Below are 16101 nucleotides of genomic sequence, written 5' to 3'. Positions count from 1 at the left end.
ATCGTGCATTAGAAGACATCAACTTGTTTCTCCCATTTTGAAACATTATAATTAAGCTAACTTATGTTTTATGGGAGGTGCCTATTTATGGCTAAAAAGCCAAAAGTTACCATTAATGATATTGCACGTTTAGCACAAACATCCAAAACAACCGTCTCATTTTATTTAAACGGCAAGTTTGACAAAATGAGCGTTGAAACCAAAGATCGTATTGCTACGGTTATTGAGGAACAACAATATCGACCAAGTGTCGCAGCCCGATCATTGAATGCGAAAAGTATGAAGCTCATTGGTGTTTTAATTGGAGATATCACCAATGATTTCGCAAACCAAATCGTCAAAGGTATTGATGAAATTGCGAAAACGCACAACTACCAACTTATTGTGGGGAATTCAAACTATACGTTTGAAAGTGAATCGGATTATATCGACCGGATGTTATCGATGGGTGTCGATGGTTTTATCGTGCAACCAACCATCCAATTTAAAGCCTTAATTCCCAAAATCAGAGCCAACGGTAAATCGTTAGTGTTTATTGATTCTCAAACAGATATGGAAAGCAATGCATGGGTTAAAACAAATAATTATGAGGCAGTACTCGAAACAACATTTGAACTGGTGGACAAAGGCTACAATGACTTTATCCTTCTTACAGCTGATCCCAGTGTCCTCAGTACACGAATGGAACGCAGTCGCGGCTTTACCGACGCACTGACAATCCGAGAACAACGCCACCGTACCCATATCGTCGATTACGATATGAGTGCTGAAGTCATTGAAGCATCACTCAATGAAATGATTGATCCCAATCGCAAAACATTAATCTTTGCAGCGAACTGTTGGTTACTAGGAAATGTCTTCATGGCGGTGAAAGCACAAAGAGAAAAGATTCCAGAACAAATTGGCTTGCTCGGATTTGATAATTTGGAATGGACCAAATTTGCTTCTCCCACTGTCACAACGATTGTGCAACCATCTTATGAAGAAGGGAAAGTTGCGGCATCGATTTTGATTGACAAGATTGAAGGTAAAAATGAAATGGTTCCTACCCAGATTCTCAAATGTGATGTGAATTGGGAAGAATCAACCCAACTGAAAGCATAATTTGAAACGAGATGCATCAATGCCATGGTGTATCTCGTTTTTTTTATGAAATGATATTTTGTGGATTTATGGTATTGCCTAAAATATCACATGATTGGTGGTATAATAAACTTACGGAGGTTCGTTTATGCAAGAAAATGTAAAATTCGCAATAGATGTCGTTTATGAGGCAGGTAAACGAATATGCCATATGATGCAAGAAGACATTAAAGTCGAAGAAAAAACGTCAAAAAGTGATCTTGTCACCAATGTGGATAAACAAACAGAAGCTTTTATCGTTGCAAAGATTCAGGAACGGTATGAAGGCCAAAACTTTTTAACCGAAGAATCAACAGTAGATATGCACGGATCAGATCATTTGTGGATCATTGACCCTATTGATGGAACCACTAATTTCATTTATCAGAAACAGCATTTCTCGATTTCTGTCGCACATTATCATCAAGGGGAACCTATTTTTGGGATTGTCTATAATGTCATGGCAGATGAGATGTTTGTAGGCATAACAGGAGTCGGATCGTTCTTAAATGGGGAACGGTTACCACAACTCAATCAAGATCAATTGTTGTCGGATTCCGTTATTTTCGGGGACGTATACCGTCCAGACTTCTTTAAATTAAGTCCCGCGGAGTTAAAGAAAGAATTCATTACACACCGTTTTTACGGTTCAGGTGCAATTGAAATTGCGGAAGTTGGAGCCGGTCGTGCTCAAGCCTATGTCTTCCCTAAAATTAAGACATGGGATATCGCTGCAGCATTGATTATTCTAAAAGAGGCAGGGGGAACCTGGTATTTTGGAAATGAGATTGATCATCTGACGATTGATAAAAACCCTAAAGTTATTATTGCAGCAAGCAATCAGTATGTACGAGATAGATTGGTGAGTTTTTTATGATGGAAGTTCCAATAACAAAATTAGAATTTACGAAAGAGTTGGTTCGTGATACCGGACGTTTAATTCAAAGTTTGATGTCACAGAATTTAAACATTGATACCAAACAAAATGCGCATGACTTTGTCACCAATGTGGACAAACAAGCGGAAGAGTTTATGGTTGCAGCCATTCAAGCAATGTACCCAGACCAAGGCTTTATTACCGAAGAGAAAATGATTGATAACGAAGTAAAACACGATATGTGGATTATTGACCCGATCGATGGAACAACAAACTTTATCTTTCAAAAACGCAATTTTGCGATTTCTGTTGGTTATTATGAAGAAGGACAACCCAAATTCGGGATTGTCTATGATGTTGTGGGTGATGAAATGTATGTGGGAATCACAGGTGAAGGTGCTTATCTCAATGAGCAAAAGCTTGAGCCGTTGGATCCCAATGTTGCACTCAAAGATGCGATTGTGAATGCAGATAATCGCATGTTCAAAACTTTTAAAGTCGATTTGGATGAACACATTATGGTTCAACGTTATCTAGGTTCTGCAGCGCTTGAGATTATAGCAGTTGCAGCAGGACGTACCAATTCATACATGAGCCGCCGCCTAAAACCTTGGGATATAGCGGCAGCCGTCATTGTCTTAAAAGAAGTTGGTGGCACATGGTACTTTGGTGATTATCATGATGCGATTGCATACGATGACAAACATGAAGTATTTATCAGTGGTAGCAATGCCACGATTCTTGAATCACTCATTGCACTTCGTTAGGAGGTTAGTATATGTATTTAAAATTAGACAACACAGTAAGCTTGTGGTATCAAGTAGACGCTGTTGCAAATGCTAAAGCAGTGGTCGTTATTAATCATGGCTTTGCGGAACACACAGGCCGTTATGACTATGTTACACACCGTCTTAACAATGCAGGATACAGTGTGTATCGTTATGATCTTCGCGGTCACGGACGCACCCTTGGGCCGAAAGGTGATTTGGATTCATATCGTGATTTTATTAATGATGCGAATCGAATTGTTGGTATTGCGCGTACAGAGAATCCTGACTTACCGATATTCATGCTCGGTCATAGTATGGGAGGCCTAGTCACTGCCATGTACGGTATAACACACCCCGATACACTTCGCGGACAAATCTTTTCGGGACCTGCAGTGAATACGTTGCCGAAAGCAGAAGGCATCAATAATTATATTCTCAAGATGGCTGGAACCTTGTTCCCCAAACTTAAGATAGCGAATCCGGTTGAAGATGATGTGTGTTCAGTACCAGAAGTGGTGGAAGCGTATAAAAATGATCCAATGGTCTTAAAAAAAGCAACAACGCGTTTCTTGAAAGAATTCCTGATTGAAGCACCTAATTTTGTTCGTATGAATATTCATACGTATACATATCCTATGTTTTTAGCGCACGGTGAAGCGGATAAAATTGTTCCCGTAGCTGTTGGGGATTATCTATTCCAAAATATTGCGTCTGAAGATAAAACCCAGAAAATTTATCCGAATTTGTATCATGAAATTCTAAACGAGAATGAAAAAGATACTATCTTAGATGATATGATTCTATGGATGGATAAACATCTATAGTCACAGATATCGAAAAGGATCCACGAACGGTGGATCCTTTTTTGTTTACGGTTCATGAATCGCAAGATTCATGAGGGGTTGTTTATAATTTGTAATGCTTGCGGACAATTAATCGTGTGAGAAGCATGATGAGGGTGGGGATGTTCGCCATAAAAAAAGCAGAAAATGCAAACGTAAGCATAACCTCAATAGGGCCACCAAAGGTGATGAAAATCATGAACAGGGTCACAATTATGGCAGAAATGAAAAATAACAAGGGTAACATCAAACTGTACCGGCCATTGTCTTCTTTCGCTAACTTACTTTGAAGAAAGATTGCTGCACACATGACGATAACACTGAGAATTGGAATTAACATATTAAGGTTTTCTCACTTTCACGACAAGGGTATGAATTCCCAATAGTATTAATGAAGGAAGATTTGTAATAAAGAATAATTTAACTAAATCAAAATATTGAAAGTTTGCACGATCGGCTGCCGACATGGAAGGTAAGACAAGGGTTAAAACTAATAAAATCCAAAAGATGCTCATGCTGGAAATAATTCCAGGGAGAATATACCCCATCTTCGGATTACTACCTTTCGACAATAATACTTGTACCCAAATTAAGAAGGCAACAGCCCCAAAAGGAATGAGAATATCTTTAATGAGTGTAATCATATGCAACTCCTAGTATTTCAACAATTTCTGTCTGTTGAGAACTTCGAGGTTTTTCATGCGGTTCGGACCTTTAACATTCATGCGTGCAGTCATTTGATTGGTAAAGGAATCAACACGCGTATTGCTATCGCGTAAGTCATAGTATGTTGTGACTATGGCATCATAATCCTTCAGTGCCTCGTGGTAATTTTCGAATGTTGTATAGCTGTTTTCAAAGTGCATGAAGGCTTCAGGAAGCTTTGGTTTAAGTTGCGGTTCTTGATCTGGTTCACCAATCGCAATGCCTAAAAGTGGGAAAGTATACTCGGGGAGTTTCAATAAATCAATCATTGTTTGAGCGTCGTTTTGGATACTTCCAAGGTAAACTGTACCCAAACCAAGACTTTCAGCAGCAGTCACAATATTTTGGGCCATCAAGCCACAATCCATAGCTGCCCCTAAGAAACGATCAGTACTGCCTAAGACCTCCGTATCCGTATTTGCTTCTGTCGCAATTGCATGATTTCGGTACATGTCTAAGACAACGATAAATAGATGCGAAGCCTGTGCAACATACGGTTGTTTACACACACGTGCAATGTCGTCTTTTAATTTCGCATCAGTTACACTAATCAGCGTTGCAGATTGCGAAAAACTGCTCGTCGCAGTGTGACGTGCAACCTCCACAAGCGTATCAATTATTTCCTGGGAAATAGGTGTATCTTTGAATGCACGAATCGAGCGGTGTGATAATTGTTTTTGGATGGTTGAATTCATAAGTTGAAGCCTCTTTTCTATAGGGATTATATCATAGATACGAGCATAAGGTTTTCAATCAAAATTAAAAAGTCGTACAATGTCACCGAGGTGAATACTATGAAAATACAAGTATGGTCAGATTTCCGATGCCCATTTTGCTACATCGGGAAAAAACATTTAGAAGAAGCAATTCAAAAATCAGGTCGTGATGTCCAAATTGAAATGATGAGTTTTGAGTTGGATCCAGAACATGCACCAAATCCTGGTGAATCAATGGCGGAACACTTAGCCGCAAAATATGGTATTAGTGTTTCGGAAGCTGAGGAAAATAATGCGCGTGTTGTTTCAATGGCGAAATCTGCAGGCTTAAACTATGACTTTGATCGTTTAATTGATGTTAATACATTTGTTGCGCACAAAGTATTCCAACTTGCAAAACTCAAAGGTGTTGGCAATGAATTTGTAGAAGTCGCTATGTCAGGACATTTTGAAAAAGGAAAAGATCTTTCTGATCTCGAAACACTGATTGCGATGGGTGAATCTGTTGGGTTAGAACGTATCGCTATTGAAAATGCTGTCAATTCAGATGATTTTGCAATTTCGGTCCGTCAAGAAGAGCAGTTTGCTCAAATGGTTGGTGCCAAAGGTGTGCCACATTTTGTGTTCGACAACAAAGTATCGTTATCGGGAGCACAACCAGTAGATACATTTATGCAAGCGATGGATTATGTTGAAAATTTAGAACCAAAAGTTGAAGCAATGGATACATCTGATAATGACGATGTAACGTGCACGGATGGTTCATGCACAATCTAAATTTAAATTGCATCACGATCGTGATGCTTTTTTTATGAAATCCGGCATTAAAGGTCGTTTCGTGGTAAAATTGATTTATTTGGAGGGTTTATGGATAAAAAAGATAAAATTAAGTGGATAAGTGTTGTACTCCTTGCATTTGTCGCAATTGACCTATGGAATGGAAATACCTATCACTATACAAATGTGGCATCGATGCTTTATCTAGCATTTGTGGTCTTGGTCATTTTAGGCATTCTCTTTCTTGACCGACAAAATTATAAAAAATTTACAACGTCATTTAGTGTGATTGCGATTGGCTTCGTAATTGTCTTTATCATTGGAGGCTTGATGTCATCCAAGATATTTAACTCGAAATCCTATGCTAATGTCATTGGACCGGTTAAACAAGTAGAGTTTGCGGATTTATACAGCAGTGACCATCAAATTGAAATGTCTTATGTTGATAAGGAATCTGCGATTCTTGCAGCTGAAAAGAAAGTCGGAGAACTTTCGGATCTATCATCGCGATTTGAGCTGGATGTAGCAGAGTTCTCGCAGATTAACTATCAGGGCGAAATGGTTCGAATTGCACCATTCCAGTATACTGATATCTTTAAAGAATACATAAATTTTGGTGCAGGTGTACCGTACTATGTCATTGTGAATACCGGTGAAGGGAATCTCAATGCTCAAGCAGAAATTGTAACGTTAGATGAACCGATGAAGTATTATCCAGGGGCACCGCTTCAATATGACCTACACCGTCATGTCGCGATGCGTCATAAGTTTAGTTATATTGATGACTGGTTCTTTGAAATTGATGATGCCGGACATCCTTACTGGGTTGTCCAAGGGATTACCAAACGCGTGGGTCTTTGGGGTGCCAAAGACATGAATAATCTAATTGTCGTCGATGCTGTTACCGGTGAAACAACAAACTATGGTCTTGATGAAATTCCCGATTGGGTCGATTCAGTGTATCCGACGGATATGTTGATGGACCAAGCGAAATCTCATTATACGTTGAAAGGGGGTTACTTCAATTCCATATTCCAACAGCAGGGTGTGATGGCAGTTGATAGTGATGAAGGAGCCTATAACTACGTCTCGATTGATGATGAAATCTATATTTTTGCAGGAATTCGTCCCATCAAACTTGATTCATCATCTACGACTGGATTGCTGTTTATGAACCGTCGAACAGGTGAAGCGATGGAGTTATCCCTTCCAGGTGTCTCACTCACAAGTGCTCAAGATACAGCGGTCGGATCAATTCAAGAAAAAGGATATGTTCCTACAACCCCGACTTTGCAAAACGTAGGGGGCTTCCCAACCTATGTCATGTCATTGAAAGACCAATCTGGTGTGGTTCGTGGTTTAGCCTATGTCAATTATCAAGATTATACCAAATCGGCTGTTGGTGATACACCAGCACAAACTGAGAAGCTTTATCTCAGTGTGATGGGTTCACAAACAGGATTAGTGCCAAGTGATGTGGAGACAATCACAGGTACACTGACGGATGTACGTCAAGTTATGATTGACGGCAATACACAATATTTATTCAAAGTTGAAGGGAAAGACACAATCTATCAAGCAAGTTTAATTCTTGATGATCGTCTTGCTTTTATGAATTCTGGAACAGTCATTACGTTCGAAGCAACCCAAACAAAAGTTACAAAAGTTATATCCCTTCAATAAGTGCAAACAGTGTCCATTAAGGGCACTGTGTTTTTTTTTTTAGGTTTGCTAAATTTACACAATCTTAATCCATGCTTATTGGATTGCAAACATAGTGTTGGTAAACTGTGTAAAATTGGAGGACTGTCTGTGAAATCGATGAGTTTGTTGTTTTTAAAATTGGGAATCGTGGCATTTGGAGGACCCGCAGCACATACGGCCATGCTTGAGACAGAGGTTGTGGCAAAACGGAATTGGCTCAGTGCCGATTCATTTCTTGAACTAATGTCGATTACGAATCTTATACCAGGACCTAATTCAAGTGAGTTGGTTATGGCAATTGGATACCGACGGTATGGCATTAAGGGACTTTTTGTCGCAGGAATATCATTTTTACTTCCGGCCATGATGATGGTCATTGCAATTACTGTGTCACTATCGTGGTTTGATTTTGATTTACTGACAACCATTGGCGTAGCACTCACGCCTGTGATTGCGATTATAATCTTAAAAGCACTATTCAATTTGATTAAAAAACAAGAAATGGATGTCAAAGGATTTACGATACTTGTCGCTGCATTGATTTTAAAATATTTTAATGTTGATGAGTTTTTAATTATTATTGTGGGTGCCATCATCTATATTGCATGGAATCAGTTAGGAGCAAAACTATACAGTGTGGAACCGTTTAGTCTGGGAATGCTAACGCTTGCGTTCTTAAAAATAGGTGCAACTTTATATGGCAGTGGTTATGTGCTTTTATCGTACTTAGAGACAACGTTTGTCCATCAATTGGGATGGTTGACGTATCCTCAAATAATTCAAGCCTTCACAATCGGTGAGTTAACACCCGGACCGGTCTTCACGACAGCAACGTCAGTCGGAACGATGCTAGGTGGGATACCTGGTGGAATTCTTGCTACCCTAGGAATTTTTGCACCTTCATTTTTGCTTATGATTCTTATCATGCCGATAAGTCATCGTCTTCTAGCAAACACCTGGGTGAAACAAGCACTTAAAGGTATTGCATTTGCATCTTTGGGCTTAATGTTCTATGTTGCCTTAACACTCGCATATCAAAGTATGGGATCACTAGCACTTATCATAGTGTTTGTAGTAAGTGCTATCGCAATCTTAAGGTTTCAAGTGAATACGATGTATCTGATTCTTGCTATGCCTATCTTATATAGTGTACTCAAGATGATAAGTCTATAAAAAAAGTAGTGCATCATGCACTACTTTTCTATGTCAATGTTGGAACTAGAGTCCCATTTCCAATTGTGCTTCCTCACGAAGTTCCTCAGCAGCGAGGTTTGTGAGCCATTTTTCTTTACTTACAAAGCGATACGCGATGAACATCTTGAAGATATCTGTTGATTGACCAACAAGGTAAAGACCAATGATACCAAGACTTGTAAAGTGTGTTGCGAGACCAACAGCGACTAAGTTAACCGTCCACATGTAACCAGAATCGAGCATGAGTGTCGAACGAGTATCGCCACCTGCACGAAGGATAAAGTAACAGGTTGTGTTCATAACATAAATGCTAAATAACGGTGCCTGGATTCGTAGGAATGACTGCGCTGTCCACATTGCGTTATCAGACACAGAATAGATATGGGGTATTACAAATGTTGATAACATCAATAAGGTTCCAAACACAATACTCAATACGACACCAAAACCCATGAGATGATAGCCGTTTTCTCGTGCTTCATCCAAACGGTTTGCGCCAAGTGCCTGTGATACGAGAATCGTTGTTGCGACAGACATTCCTGCGTTCATTGTAAAGAACATATCAGAAACGGTGGTTGCAATTGAATATCCAGATATAACGTCTGCACCACGTGTTGCGTAAAATTTGAGCAAGAGTGCCATTCCGCTAGCCCATAATACTTCGTTAAGTGCGAGAGGTAACGCTTTTTCAACAATACGTTTAACAAGCGTTTTAGAAATTTGAAATAATTCGCGAATTCGAGTTTTAAATGCGTAGCTTCCCGTAGCTAAGAAATAACCGATAAACGCTAATTCAACAATTCGTGCGATGAGTGTCCCTAAAGCACCACCAGCAACGCCCAATGCTGGAAAACCCATGTTTCCATAGATAAATCCATAGTTGAAGAATGCATTGGTAAACATTGAGATAACACTCGCAACTAAAGGTGTTCTTGAATCACCGGTAGCACGCATTGAACCTGCAATTGCTAATGTAATCATATTTGGTATAAAAGTCAGTGCAGCAATATAAATATAGCTAAGACCTTCTTGGATGACCAAATCATCCTTAACAAAAAATCTTATAATATTCTCAGGGAATAGTAATGCAATAACCACAAAAGTTGTCATGATAACACTGGAGGCGATCAGCACAAACCGGAAGGTTTGTTGCATATGTTTCTTATCATCTGCGCCATAGAATTGCGCCATAAATACTGACGCGGCAGCAATCACTCCATTTGTTCCAAAAACTGCAATCATAAAGTAACGGTTAACCGTTGCGACACCTGCTAATGAGTGATCTCCCAGTTGTCCAATCATAAGATTGTCCAAGAGGTTAACAGATGTACTGATGAGTTGTTGAAGCATCAAAGGAACTGCAATCCAAAGCGCTTTTTTGAAGAAATCACGATCGCCAAAAAACTTACTTAAAACCATGGCAATTTCTCCTCCTTAAACCACTACGATAATATTATAGAAATTGGTGTCAATAAGCAATTCAAACGCGATTAAATATATTTAATGCGGGTCATAAATAATGCAATTATCGATTTATTCGTTATAATAATTGACAGGAGGCTAGAAATGATAAATCTGAAAATTATGGTGGGTTCAATCAGTGAGAAGAATAGCAGTAAGAGTTTCGCACATCATATTCAAAAACGATATGCAGATACACTTCATGTTACGATTATTGATTTGGACTTACCTTTGTACAATGGTGATGTCGACAACGACGCCAAACGTCCTGAAAAAATCCAAGCATTTTACAACGAATTGGAAAGTGCTGATGCATTCATGATGATTACCCCAGAGTACAATAACTCCGTTTCAGGTGTGCTTAAAAATGCCATTGATTGGGCGAGCCGTTCTCCACATTTTCCAGAAAAAGTGGGTTTGCTTGCGACGACATCAATGGGAATGACAGGTGGTGCACGGGCTTATACCCACTTGCACGAAATTCTCCAACGCATTCCAATGCATGTGTTACCAGGACATGAGATTTTGGTATCACGCATACACCAAAAAATAAATGATAAGGGAGTCTTAACGGATCAAGAAACAATTGAGCTTGTTGATAGCGTTATGGATGCCTTTATCGCACATTATCATATGGTCAAAGCATAAGATGCCAGCGAAAGCTGGCTTTTTCATAAAAGCATAAGTAAAGACAACATTCATAGGCATGGTATAATGTAAATGAATTGAAGGAGGCATAATATGATTAAAGTAGCAATGTTAGTAGGAAGTTTGCGAAAGGATTCATCATCGCTCAAACTTGGAAAGTATATTCAAAATGCGCACCGCGATAAATTGGATATCGAGATTGTAGATATTAATTTGCCGCATTATAATGGCGACTTTGATACTCCTGACACACGTCCAGAAGCAGTGACGGAATTTTTGGAAACAATGAAAAGTGCAGATGCTGTATTCTTTATTACACCAGAATACAACAACTCAACTTCTGGTGTTCTAAAAAATGCCATTGACTGGGCAAGCCGTTCTCCTTATTTAGCGAACAAACCAGGTTTGATTGCGGCGCAATCAATGGGGATGACTGGAGGAGCACGTGGATTCTTGAGCTTACATAGTATTTTGAATCGTTTACCAATGCGTATTCTTCCGGGTAATGACATTCTGTTGGCTGCATCACATACAAAATTTGATGAGAATGGCAACTTGAATGACGAAGGAACCGTAAAGTTTATCAACATGGTTATGGATAACTTTATCGAATACTATAATAAGGTTAAATAGTCTAAAAAGGTCAGCGAAGCTGGTCTTTTTTTTAGGGGTATGAAAATGTTGTGCGTATTTAGTGTTGAGAAGTCAGTCTCAAGAAAGGTTTGATTTAATGGAACTCGCTTTACCACAACACTGCACGATGTTGGATGAATTAGAAACAAACGATCTGAATGGAGGAAGTTGGGAGCGCGCAGCTTTGTACGGTGCAGTCATTGCAGGTTCAATTGCACTAGGAGCGGCCCTAGTTTATGGGCAGTATTGGCTTGCTGCCCGAATGTTAGGACATTCTGTGCGTTATGTTGTTCGAAAGCACGGTATCAACTCAGTAATGCGTGTTATTGCTGCCGCAAGTGGTGTTTCAATGGGGGTCGCGTGGAAGTTTCTCGACTACATCACTTAAATGAGTTTGCGATTTTAGTTGCTCAAGTTGCAGTATATACCCTGCTAAGCGTCCTTGCGGTTTTGATAAATTGGACGCAGTACCAAGAAGGACATTGTTTTGGGTTATCAATGTTTGGTTCAATCCAGATCTATATTTTATGGATCTATACGTTAATTCGATTAATCCGCTTTCCCAAAAAGGAAGTGTTTCAACATGATTGAACAGAAACTGCCGCTCCATTACCCTGCGCGTCTTAGCCTTAAAAGTGGCATCAAAGAAACACATTTAGGTTTAGATGTGAACGATCTTCAGGGTGTTATTTACCGTTTTCTAAGTCGCTTGAAAGCATTGAAGGTAGTGGTCGATGGTCCGTTGTGGGTCAAATCATGTGGTAACGTTACTGCAGAAAATGACACAGTATATATGGACTACGTTTTTTATGTAGAAACAACGATGGCAACAGCTTTTAAATCCCAATTTCAACAATTTGAAAAATTTGAAGTTTCACCGTGTGTACAAGTTGACTATGTCGGTTCGGTTGATACGTCACATTTAGCGCAAAGTAAGATGGATGTGTTTAGTTTTGAACGCAAACTTATGGAAAGTGGGGACATGTATACCGCAATTCATTTTGACGATGGGAAATACATCAAGGCCACCTATTTTAGAAAAATCTATGTACAGTAAGAGGACGAACTATCGTCCTTTTTGGTGCATAGTACGAAATAGACCATTTCAATGACGTTTTGATCCTGAATATGGACAAGTTAAACCGGATCTCATCATCTACAGTTTTGCTTTCATATAATAGGATAAGGAGGACTTGATATGGATGCAGTGATTTTTGGAGCAGTCTTTGGCATTATCGTTACCGTTATTAGTTACTTAGTTAAAATTGAACGTGACCTTCAGAAGGTTCGCAAAGAACTGAGTGACCTGAGACAGCAGATTCAAGTAAAAACAATTACAGAGTAAATATGAGTTCATTATAAAAAAGCGTGAACCACTTACGTTCACGCCTTCTTAATATTTAGAAATACTTCTAGTTTAATGCAGCAATTGCAGCATCGTAATTTGGCTCAGTTGCCATATCTGGAACAATTTCGACATATGTAATGGTTCCTGTTTCGTCAAAGACGAAAATTGATCGTGCTAAGACATTAAATTCAGGCATGAAGAGTCCGTATGCTTTCGCAAATTCAAGATTTGCATCACTGAGCATTTCAGCTTCGATTCCTTCAGTTGCACACCAACCACCGAGTTGATCAATTGTATTGTTTGAAATATTCACGATATTTACGTTTGGTAGATCTTTCGCAATTTGGAAGAAACGACGCGTTTGTAAATCGCAGACACGCGTATTGATATCTGGGAAAACCGAAACAATTGTTTTCTTACCTTTTAGAGCCTCGACAGTAACTGTTTGACCATTGAGGTTTGTTAGTGCGAATGCGGGAGCAGTATCACCAACTTTTGGCTGGACCCCTTCAATTGTTGTTGGGACGCCTTTACGAGTAATTTCCATATTTAATCACAACTCCTTTTCTAGTTTCATTATACGTTGAAAAGGGGGCTGCCTCAAAGCATATACATTAATCTTTTCGCTTTCGCTCGCTCATTTTTCCACAAAGTTTAATGAATGAACGATTGGGTTCATTATTTGATATAATGAAAACAGTGAGGCACATTATGACAAAACGTATTAAAACAACGAAGCAACAAATCGTAGATTACTGGGAAGCACAGATAGATTTTTCAGATACAAATGTAAGCTTGAAACAAGCCACAACCCATTGCTGGCGCTGTGGTGTAAAGCGACGACTGGATCGTTGTCATATTCTTGCCCATGCGTTAGGTGGTTCGGATAGTCCCGAAAATTTTGTCTTACTGTGTAAGTTTTGTCATATCGATAATCCCAACATTGACGATAGCACAATCGTTTGGGATTGGATCAAGGCGTACAAATTGCCGGATGGTGTTGATTTTTGGTATCACCAAGGGCAACGTGAATTTACGTTCATTTATGGAAGTAGTTTGGATGCCATGCTTGAAACCAAAGGCTACTTTGATCGCAACGAATTTGATCTTGCATTTAAACACCAATTGACCTTAATGACGCACCATTTTGGTCAACCACGCTATAACCGTGCGACTGTTGCGGGTGCCATAAAGCGGGCACTCGATTCTCTTGAGAATAGAAGGTAAAATTTATGATTAAATTAAAAAAGAACGATACATATGATGTAGAAATTATCGACATCACTCATGAAGGTTTCGGTGTTGCGAAAATAGAAGGGTTCCCTATATTCATTGAAAATACGTTACCTGGTGAAAAAATAAAGATGAGTGTGACGAAAGTACTCAAGAAATTTGCATATGGTCGTGTTATTAATTTCTATGAAACGTCGAAGCATCGTGTCGAGATCACTGATAAAGTAGGGACTCGAATCGGTACAATGCCCCTGCAGCATATGTCTTACGAATATCAACTTGAATTTAAACGCAAACTTGTTCATGACACGTTGTCGAAGATGGTTGATATTTCACATCTCGAAGTAAAACCAACACTGGGGATGGAGAATCCTTGGGGATATCGCAATAAAGCGCAAATACCGGTTCGTGAAATTAATGGAATACTCGAAACAGGATTCTTCAAACGAGGATCTCACGATTTGATTCCAATTGAAAATTTCCACATCCAAGATCCAAAAATTGACGAGGCAATCGTTACCGTGCGGGATATTCTCCGTAAGCATAAGAGTGTCGCTTACGATGAAGAAGCACACACAGGTCTCATCCGTCATGTTATTGTCCGACGTGGACAAATAACGAACGATATGATGATTATCTTGGTAACGAATGGTCGTGAGTTTCCACAAGGGGAAGTAATAGTTCAAGATATTGTGGAAAATATTGATAATGTCGTAAGCGTTGTCCAAAACATAAACGATCAAAAGACGAACACGATTATGGGGCGAGAAAATAATGTTCTTTATGGTAATGATTTTTATACCGATAAATTGATGGGGAAAACTTTTAGTATTTCATCACAGTCTTTTTATCAGGTCAATTCAAAACAAACGGAAGTCCTTTACCAAACTGCAATTGAACTTGCGAATGTAACCAATAAAGATCATGTGATTGATGCTTATTGCGGAATTGGATCAATCTCGCTCAATCTTGCGGACCACGCAAAGCATGTTTATGCCGTAGAAATCGTTCCCGATGCCATTGTAATGGCTAAGTTTAATGCGATGGAAAATGGCATTGATAATGTTGATTTTGAAGTTGGAAAAGCAGAAGATGTCATGCAAGAGTGGGTTGGTGATGGCTTAAACATTGATGTGTTAGTTGTTGATCCACCACGAAAAGGCTTGGACGACCAGTTCATTCAAGCATCCATAAAATCAAATCCAGAGCGAATTGTATATGTAAGCTGCAATCCTACGACACTCGCACGTGACCTTGTGAGTTATACGAATGCGGGGTATAAGATAGAAGAGGTGCAACCCGTGGATATGTTTCCGCAGACGGTGCATATAGAAAATGTGGTGTTGCTACAAGTAGTAGAATAGCGAGAATTTTGATTGATTCTGAAAGGAGAATAATACTATGTGGGATGTTTTTATATCACATGCGTCAGAAGACAAAGATAAAATAGTAAAACCTCTAGCTAATACATTGAGAAATTTTGGTGTTAGTGTTTGGTATGATGAATTCGAGTTGAAATTAGGCGATAGTCTTTCAAAATCTATTGACAAAGGATTGATTAATTCAAAATTTGGTGTAATTGTACTTAGTCCAAGTTTTTTCGAAAAGGGATGGACTGATTACGAACTTCGTAGTCTTACAAATAAAGAAATTGGAAATAAAAAAGTGATTTTACCAGTTTGGCATGATATTACTAGAGAAGAAATTTCAGCACACAGTTTATTTTTGGCAGATAAATTTGCTATACCTACAAATTTAGGTTTAAATGAACTATCCCAAAAGATTATTGAGATTGTAAGGCCGGATATTATTAATACTTTTGCACTTAAAGCGTTTGCAAGAACAGGCAATTTTACAAAAGAAAAAATTTCTCTTAACAACATATTACAGTCAGAAGTTGAGAGGCATAAAACTCTTCCTTCATATGTATCAATTTCAGTAAAGCTAATGTGTGATGTGATGGCAGATATCGGCCTTTCTGATTATAATTTTTTTCTTTCGAATTTAAAAAAAGATGCAGATTATGATTCTGAATATATTATTTGGAATGCAATAACTTGTTCATATATCT

General features: G+C 38.8%; 19 protein-coding genes. 15 read left to right on the top strand and 4 right to left on the bottom strand.

The annotated features are described in order from the left end of the window. Positions 1 to 87 precede the first annotated feature (87 nt). The 4 genes from GVV20_RS06105 to GVV20_RS06090 all read left to right on the top strand — a co-directional run bounded on the left by GVV20_RS06105 (position 88) and on the right by GVV20_RS06090 (position 3593). Positions 88 to 1104, top strand: a complete 1017-nt coding sequence (locus GVV20_RS06105) for a LacI family DNA-binding transcriptional regulator (protein ID WP_159740478.1) — start codon at positions 88 to 90, stop codon at positions 1102 to 1104. Positions 1105 to 1231: 127 nt separating this feature from the next. Then, positions 1232 to 1999, top strand: coding sequence for an inositol monophosphatase family protein (locus GVV20_RS06100; RefSeq protein ID WP_159740479.1), 768 nt, complete (start codon positions 1232 to 1234; stop codon positions 1997 to 1999). Beyond that, on the top strand, positions 1996 to 2766 hold the full coding sequence (locus GVV20_RS06095; protein ID WP_236261778.1) for an inositol monophosphatase family protein: 771 nt from the start codon (positions 1996 to 1998) through the stop codon (positions 2764 to 2766). Before GVV20_RS06100 ends, GVV20_RS06095 begins: the two co-directional genes overlap by 4 nt. Positions 2767 to 2777: 11 nt before the next feature. Beyond that, positions 2778 to 3593 (top strand): alpha/beta hydrolase, encoded by an 816-nt coding sequence (locus tag GVV20_RS06090; protein WP_159740480.1) that lies wholly within the window; start codon positions 2778 to 2780, stop codon positions 3591 to 3593. 359 nt (positions 3594 to 3952) lie between these two features. Here GVV20_RS06090 and GVV20_RS06085 read toward each other — a convergent pair whose 3' ends face one another. Both GVV20_RS06085 and GVV20_RS06080 read right to left on the bottom strand, forming a co-directional pair. Beyond that, the gene (locus GVV20_RS06085) at positions 3953 to 4255 is read right to left on the bottom strand and encodes a hypothetical protein (RefSeq protein ID WP_159740481.1); all 303 of its coding nucleotides are present in this window, start codon (positions 4253 to 4255) and stop codon (positions 3953 to 3955) included. Between the two features lie 9 nt (positions 4256 to 4264). Beyond that, positions 4265 to 5011, bottom strand: coding sequence for an NADPH-dependent oxidoreductase (locus GVV20_RS06080; protein ID WP_159740482.1), 747 nt, complete (start codon positions 5009 to 5011; stop codon positions 4265 to 4267). A gap of 99 nt (positions 5012 to 5110) precedes the next feature. Between GVV20_RS06080 and GVV20_RS06075 the strand changes: the two genes are divergently transcribed. From GVV20_RS06075 to GVV20_RS06065, 3 genes are all read left to right on the top strand, one after another. Further along, positions 5111 to 5809 (top strand): DsbA family oxidoreductase, encoded by a 699-nt coding sequence (locus tag GVV20_RS06075; protein WP_159740483.1) that lies wholly within the window; start codon positions 5111 to 5113, stop codon positions 5807 to 5809. 90 nt (positions 5810 to 5899) lie between these two features. Then, a complete protein-coding gene (locus GVV20_RS06070; RefSeq protein WP_159740484.1) occupies positions 5900 to 7492 on the top strand; it encodes a hypothetical protein in 1593 nt (530 codons plus the stop codon). A 138-nt stretch (positions 7493 to 7630) separates the two neighbouring features. Next, positions 7631 to 8686 carry a chromate transporter gene (locus GVV20_RS06065; RefSeq protein WP_236261779.1) on the top strand — a complete coding sequence of 352 codons (1056 nt, stop codon included), beginning with the start codon at positions 7631 to 7633 and terminating at the stop codon, positions 8684 to 8686. 45 nt (positions 8687 to 8731) lie between these two features. Here GVV20_RS06065 and GVV20_RS06060 read toward each other — a convergent pair whose 3' ends face one another. Further along, on the bottom strand, positions 8732 to 10126 hold the full coding sequence (locus tag GVV20_RS06060; RefSeq protein ID WP_159740486.1) for an MATE family efflux transporter: 1395 nt from the start codon (positions 10124 to 10126) through the stop codon (positions 8732 to 8734). A gap of 147 nt (positions 10127 to 10273) precedes the next feature. On the opposite strand from GVV20_RS06060, the gene GVV20_RS06055 reads away from it, so the two are divergent. The 5 genes from GVV20_RS06055 to GVV20_RS06035 all read left to right on the top strand — a co-directional run bounded on the left by GVV20_RS06055 (position 10274) and on the right by GVV20_RS06035 (position 12794). Further along, positions 10274 to 10816, top strand: a complete 543-nt coding sequence (locus GVV20_RS06055; RefSeq protein WP_159740487.1) for an NADPH-dependent FMN reductase — start codon at positions 10274 to 10276, stop codon at positions 10814 to 10816. Between the two features lie 93 nt (positions 10817 to 10909). Beyond that, entirely contained in the window at positions 10910 to 11449 is a 540-nt protein-coding gene (locus GVV20_RS06050) for an NADPH-dependent FMN reductase (protein WP_159740488.1), read from the top strand. Between the two features lie 97 nt (positions 11450 to 11546). Further along, positions 11547 to 11837 carry a hypothetical protein gene (locus GVV20_RS06045; RefSeq protein ID WP_159740489.1) on the top strand — a complete coding sequence of 97 codons (291 nt, stop codon included), beginning with the start codon at positions 11547 to 11549 and terminating at the stop codon, positions 11835 to 11837. A gap of 195 nt (positions 11838 to 12032) precedes the next feature. Next, complete coding sequence (locus GVV20_RS06040) at positions 12033 to 12506, top strand: hypothetical protein (RefSeq protein WP_159740490.1); 474 nt, start codon at positions 12033 to 12035, stop codon at positions 12504 to 12506. 141 nt (positions 12507 to 12647) lie between these two features. Further along, positions 12648 to 12794, top strand: a complete 147-nt coding sequence (locus tag GVV20_RS06035) for a hypothetical protein (protein WP_159740491.1) — start codon at positions 12648 to 12650, stop codon at positions 12792 to 12794. A 67-nt stretch (positions 12795 to 12861) separates the two neighbouring features. Here GVV20_RS06035 and tpx read toward each other — a convergent pair whose 3' ends face one another. Then, the gene (gene tpx, locus GVV20_RS06030; RefSeq protein WP_159740492.1) at positions 12862 to 13344 is read right to left on the bottom strand and encodes a thiol peroxidase; all 483 of its coding nucleotides are present in this window, start codon (positions 13342 to 13344) and stop codon (positions 12862 to 12864) included. A gap of 164 nt (positions 13345 to 13508) precedes the next feature. Here tpx and GVV20_RS06025 point away from each other — a divergent pair, with 164 nt between their 5' ends. The 3 genes from GVV20_RS06025 to GVV20_RS06015 all read left to right on the top strand — a co-directional run. Further along, entirely contained in the window at positions 13509 to 14024 is a 516-nt protein-coding gene (locus GVV20_RS06025; protein WP_159740493.1) for an HNH endonuclease, read from the top strand. 5 nt (positions 14025 to 14029) lie between these two features. Further along, a complete protein-coding gene (gene rlmD, locus GVV20_RS06020; RefSeq protein ID WP_159740494.1) occupies positions 14030 to 15394 on the top strand; it encodes a 23S rRNA (uracil(1939)-C(5))-methyltransferase RlmD in 1365 nt (454 codons plus the stop codon). Between the two features lie 37 nt (positions 15395 to 15431). Then, positions 15432 to 16101: toll/interleukin-1 receptor domain-containing protein (locus tag GVV20_RS06015; RefSeq protein ID WP_250690175.1), on the top strand; the 670-nt coding region annotated here is incomplete at its 3' end.

The organism is Erysipelothrix aquatica, assembly GCF_009828775.2.
GTDB classification, from domain to species: Bacteria; Bacillota_I; Bacilli_A; order Erysipelotrichales; family Erysipelotrichaceae; genus Erysipelothrix; species Erysipelothrix aquatica.
Note: the sequence above shows the minus strand (reverse complement) of the source record. Positions and strands in the feature narration are given on the sequence as shown.

Bases quoted from the DNA above. Each gene is read 5' to 3' on its own strand.
- GVV20_RS06045 (WP_159740489.1), top strand. From the start codon at position 11,547: ATGGAACTCGCTTTACCACAACACTGCACGATGTTGGATGAATTAGAA.
- GVV20_RS06055 (WP_159740487.1), top strand. From the start codon at position 10,274: ATGATAAATCTGAAAATTATGGTGGGTTCAATCAGTGAGAAGAATAGC.
- GVV20_RS06105 (WP_159740478.1), top strand. From the start codon at position 88: ATGGCTAAAAAGCCAAAAGTTACCATTAATGATATTGCACGTTTAGCA.
- GVV20_RS06090 (WP_159740480.1), top strand. From the start codon at position 2,778: ATGTATTTAAAATTAGACAACACAGTAAGCTTGTGGTATCAAGTAGAC.
- GVV20_RS06065 (WP_236261779.1), top strand. From the start codon at position 7,631: ATGAGTTTGTTGTTTTTAAAATTGGGAATCGTGGCATTTGGAGGACCC.
- GVV20_RS06050 (WP_159740488.1), top strand. From the start codon at position 10,910: ATGATTAAAGTAGCAATGTTAGTAGGAAGTTTGCGAAAGGATTCATCA.
- GVV20_RS06075 (WP_159740483.1), top strand. From the start codon at position 5,111: ATGAAAATACAAGTATGGTCAGATTTCCGATGCCCATTTTGCTACATC.
- GVV20_RS06085 (WP_159740481.1), bottom strand. From the start codon at position 4,255: ATGATTACACTCATTAAAGATATTCTCATTCCTTTTGGGGCTGTTGCC.
- GVV20_RS06035 (WP_159740491.1), top strand. From the start codon at position 12,648: ATGGATGCAGTGATTTTTGGAGCAGTCTTTGGCATTATCGTTACCGTT.
- GVV20_RS06025 (WP_159740493.1), top strand. From the start codon at position 13,509: ATGACAAAACGTATTAAAACAACGAAGCAACAAATCGTAGATTACTGG.
- GVV20_RS06095 (WP_236261778.1), top strand. From the start codon at position 1,996: ATGATGGAAGTTCCAATAACAAAATTAGAATTTACGAAAGAGTTGGTT.
- GVV20_RS06100 (WP_159740479.1), top strand. From the start codon at position 1,232: ATGCAAGAAAATGTAAAATTCGCAATAGATGTCGTTTATGAGGCAGGT.
- GVV20_RS06070 (WP_159740484.1), top strand. From the start codon at position 5,900: ATGGATAAAAAAGATAAAATTAAGTGGATAAGTGTTGTACTCCTTGCA.
- tpx (WP_159740492.1), bottom strand. From the start codon at position 13,344: ATGGAAATTACTCGTAAAGGCGTCCCAACAACAATTGAAGGGGTCCAG.
- GVV20_RS06080 (WP_159740482.1), bottom strand. From the start codon at position 5,011: ATGAATTCAACCATCCAAAAACAATTATCACACCGCTCGATTCGTGCA.
- GVV20_RS06040 (WP_159740490.1), top strand. From the start codon at position 12,033: ATGATTGAACAGAAACTGCCGCTCCATTACCCTGCGCGTCTTAGCCTT.
- GVV20_RS06060 (WP_159740486.1), bottom strand. From the start codon at position 10,126: ATGGTTTTAAGTAAGTTTTTTGGCGATCGTGATTTCTTCAAAAAAGCG.
- rlmD (WP_159740494.1), top strand. From the start codon at position 14,030: ATGATTAAATTAAAAAAGAACGATACATATGATGTAGAAATTATCGAC.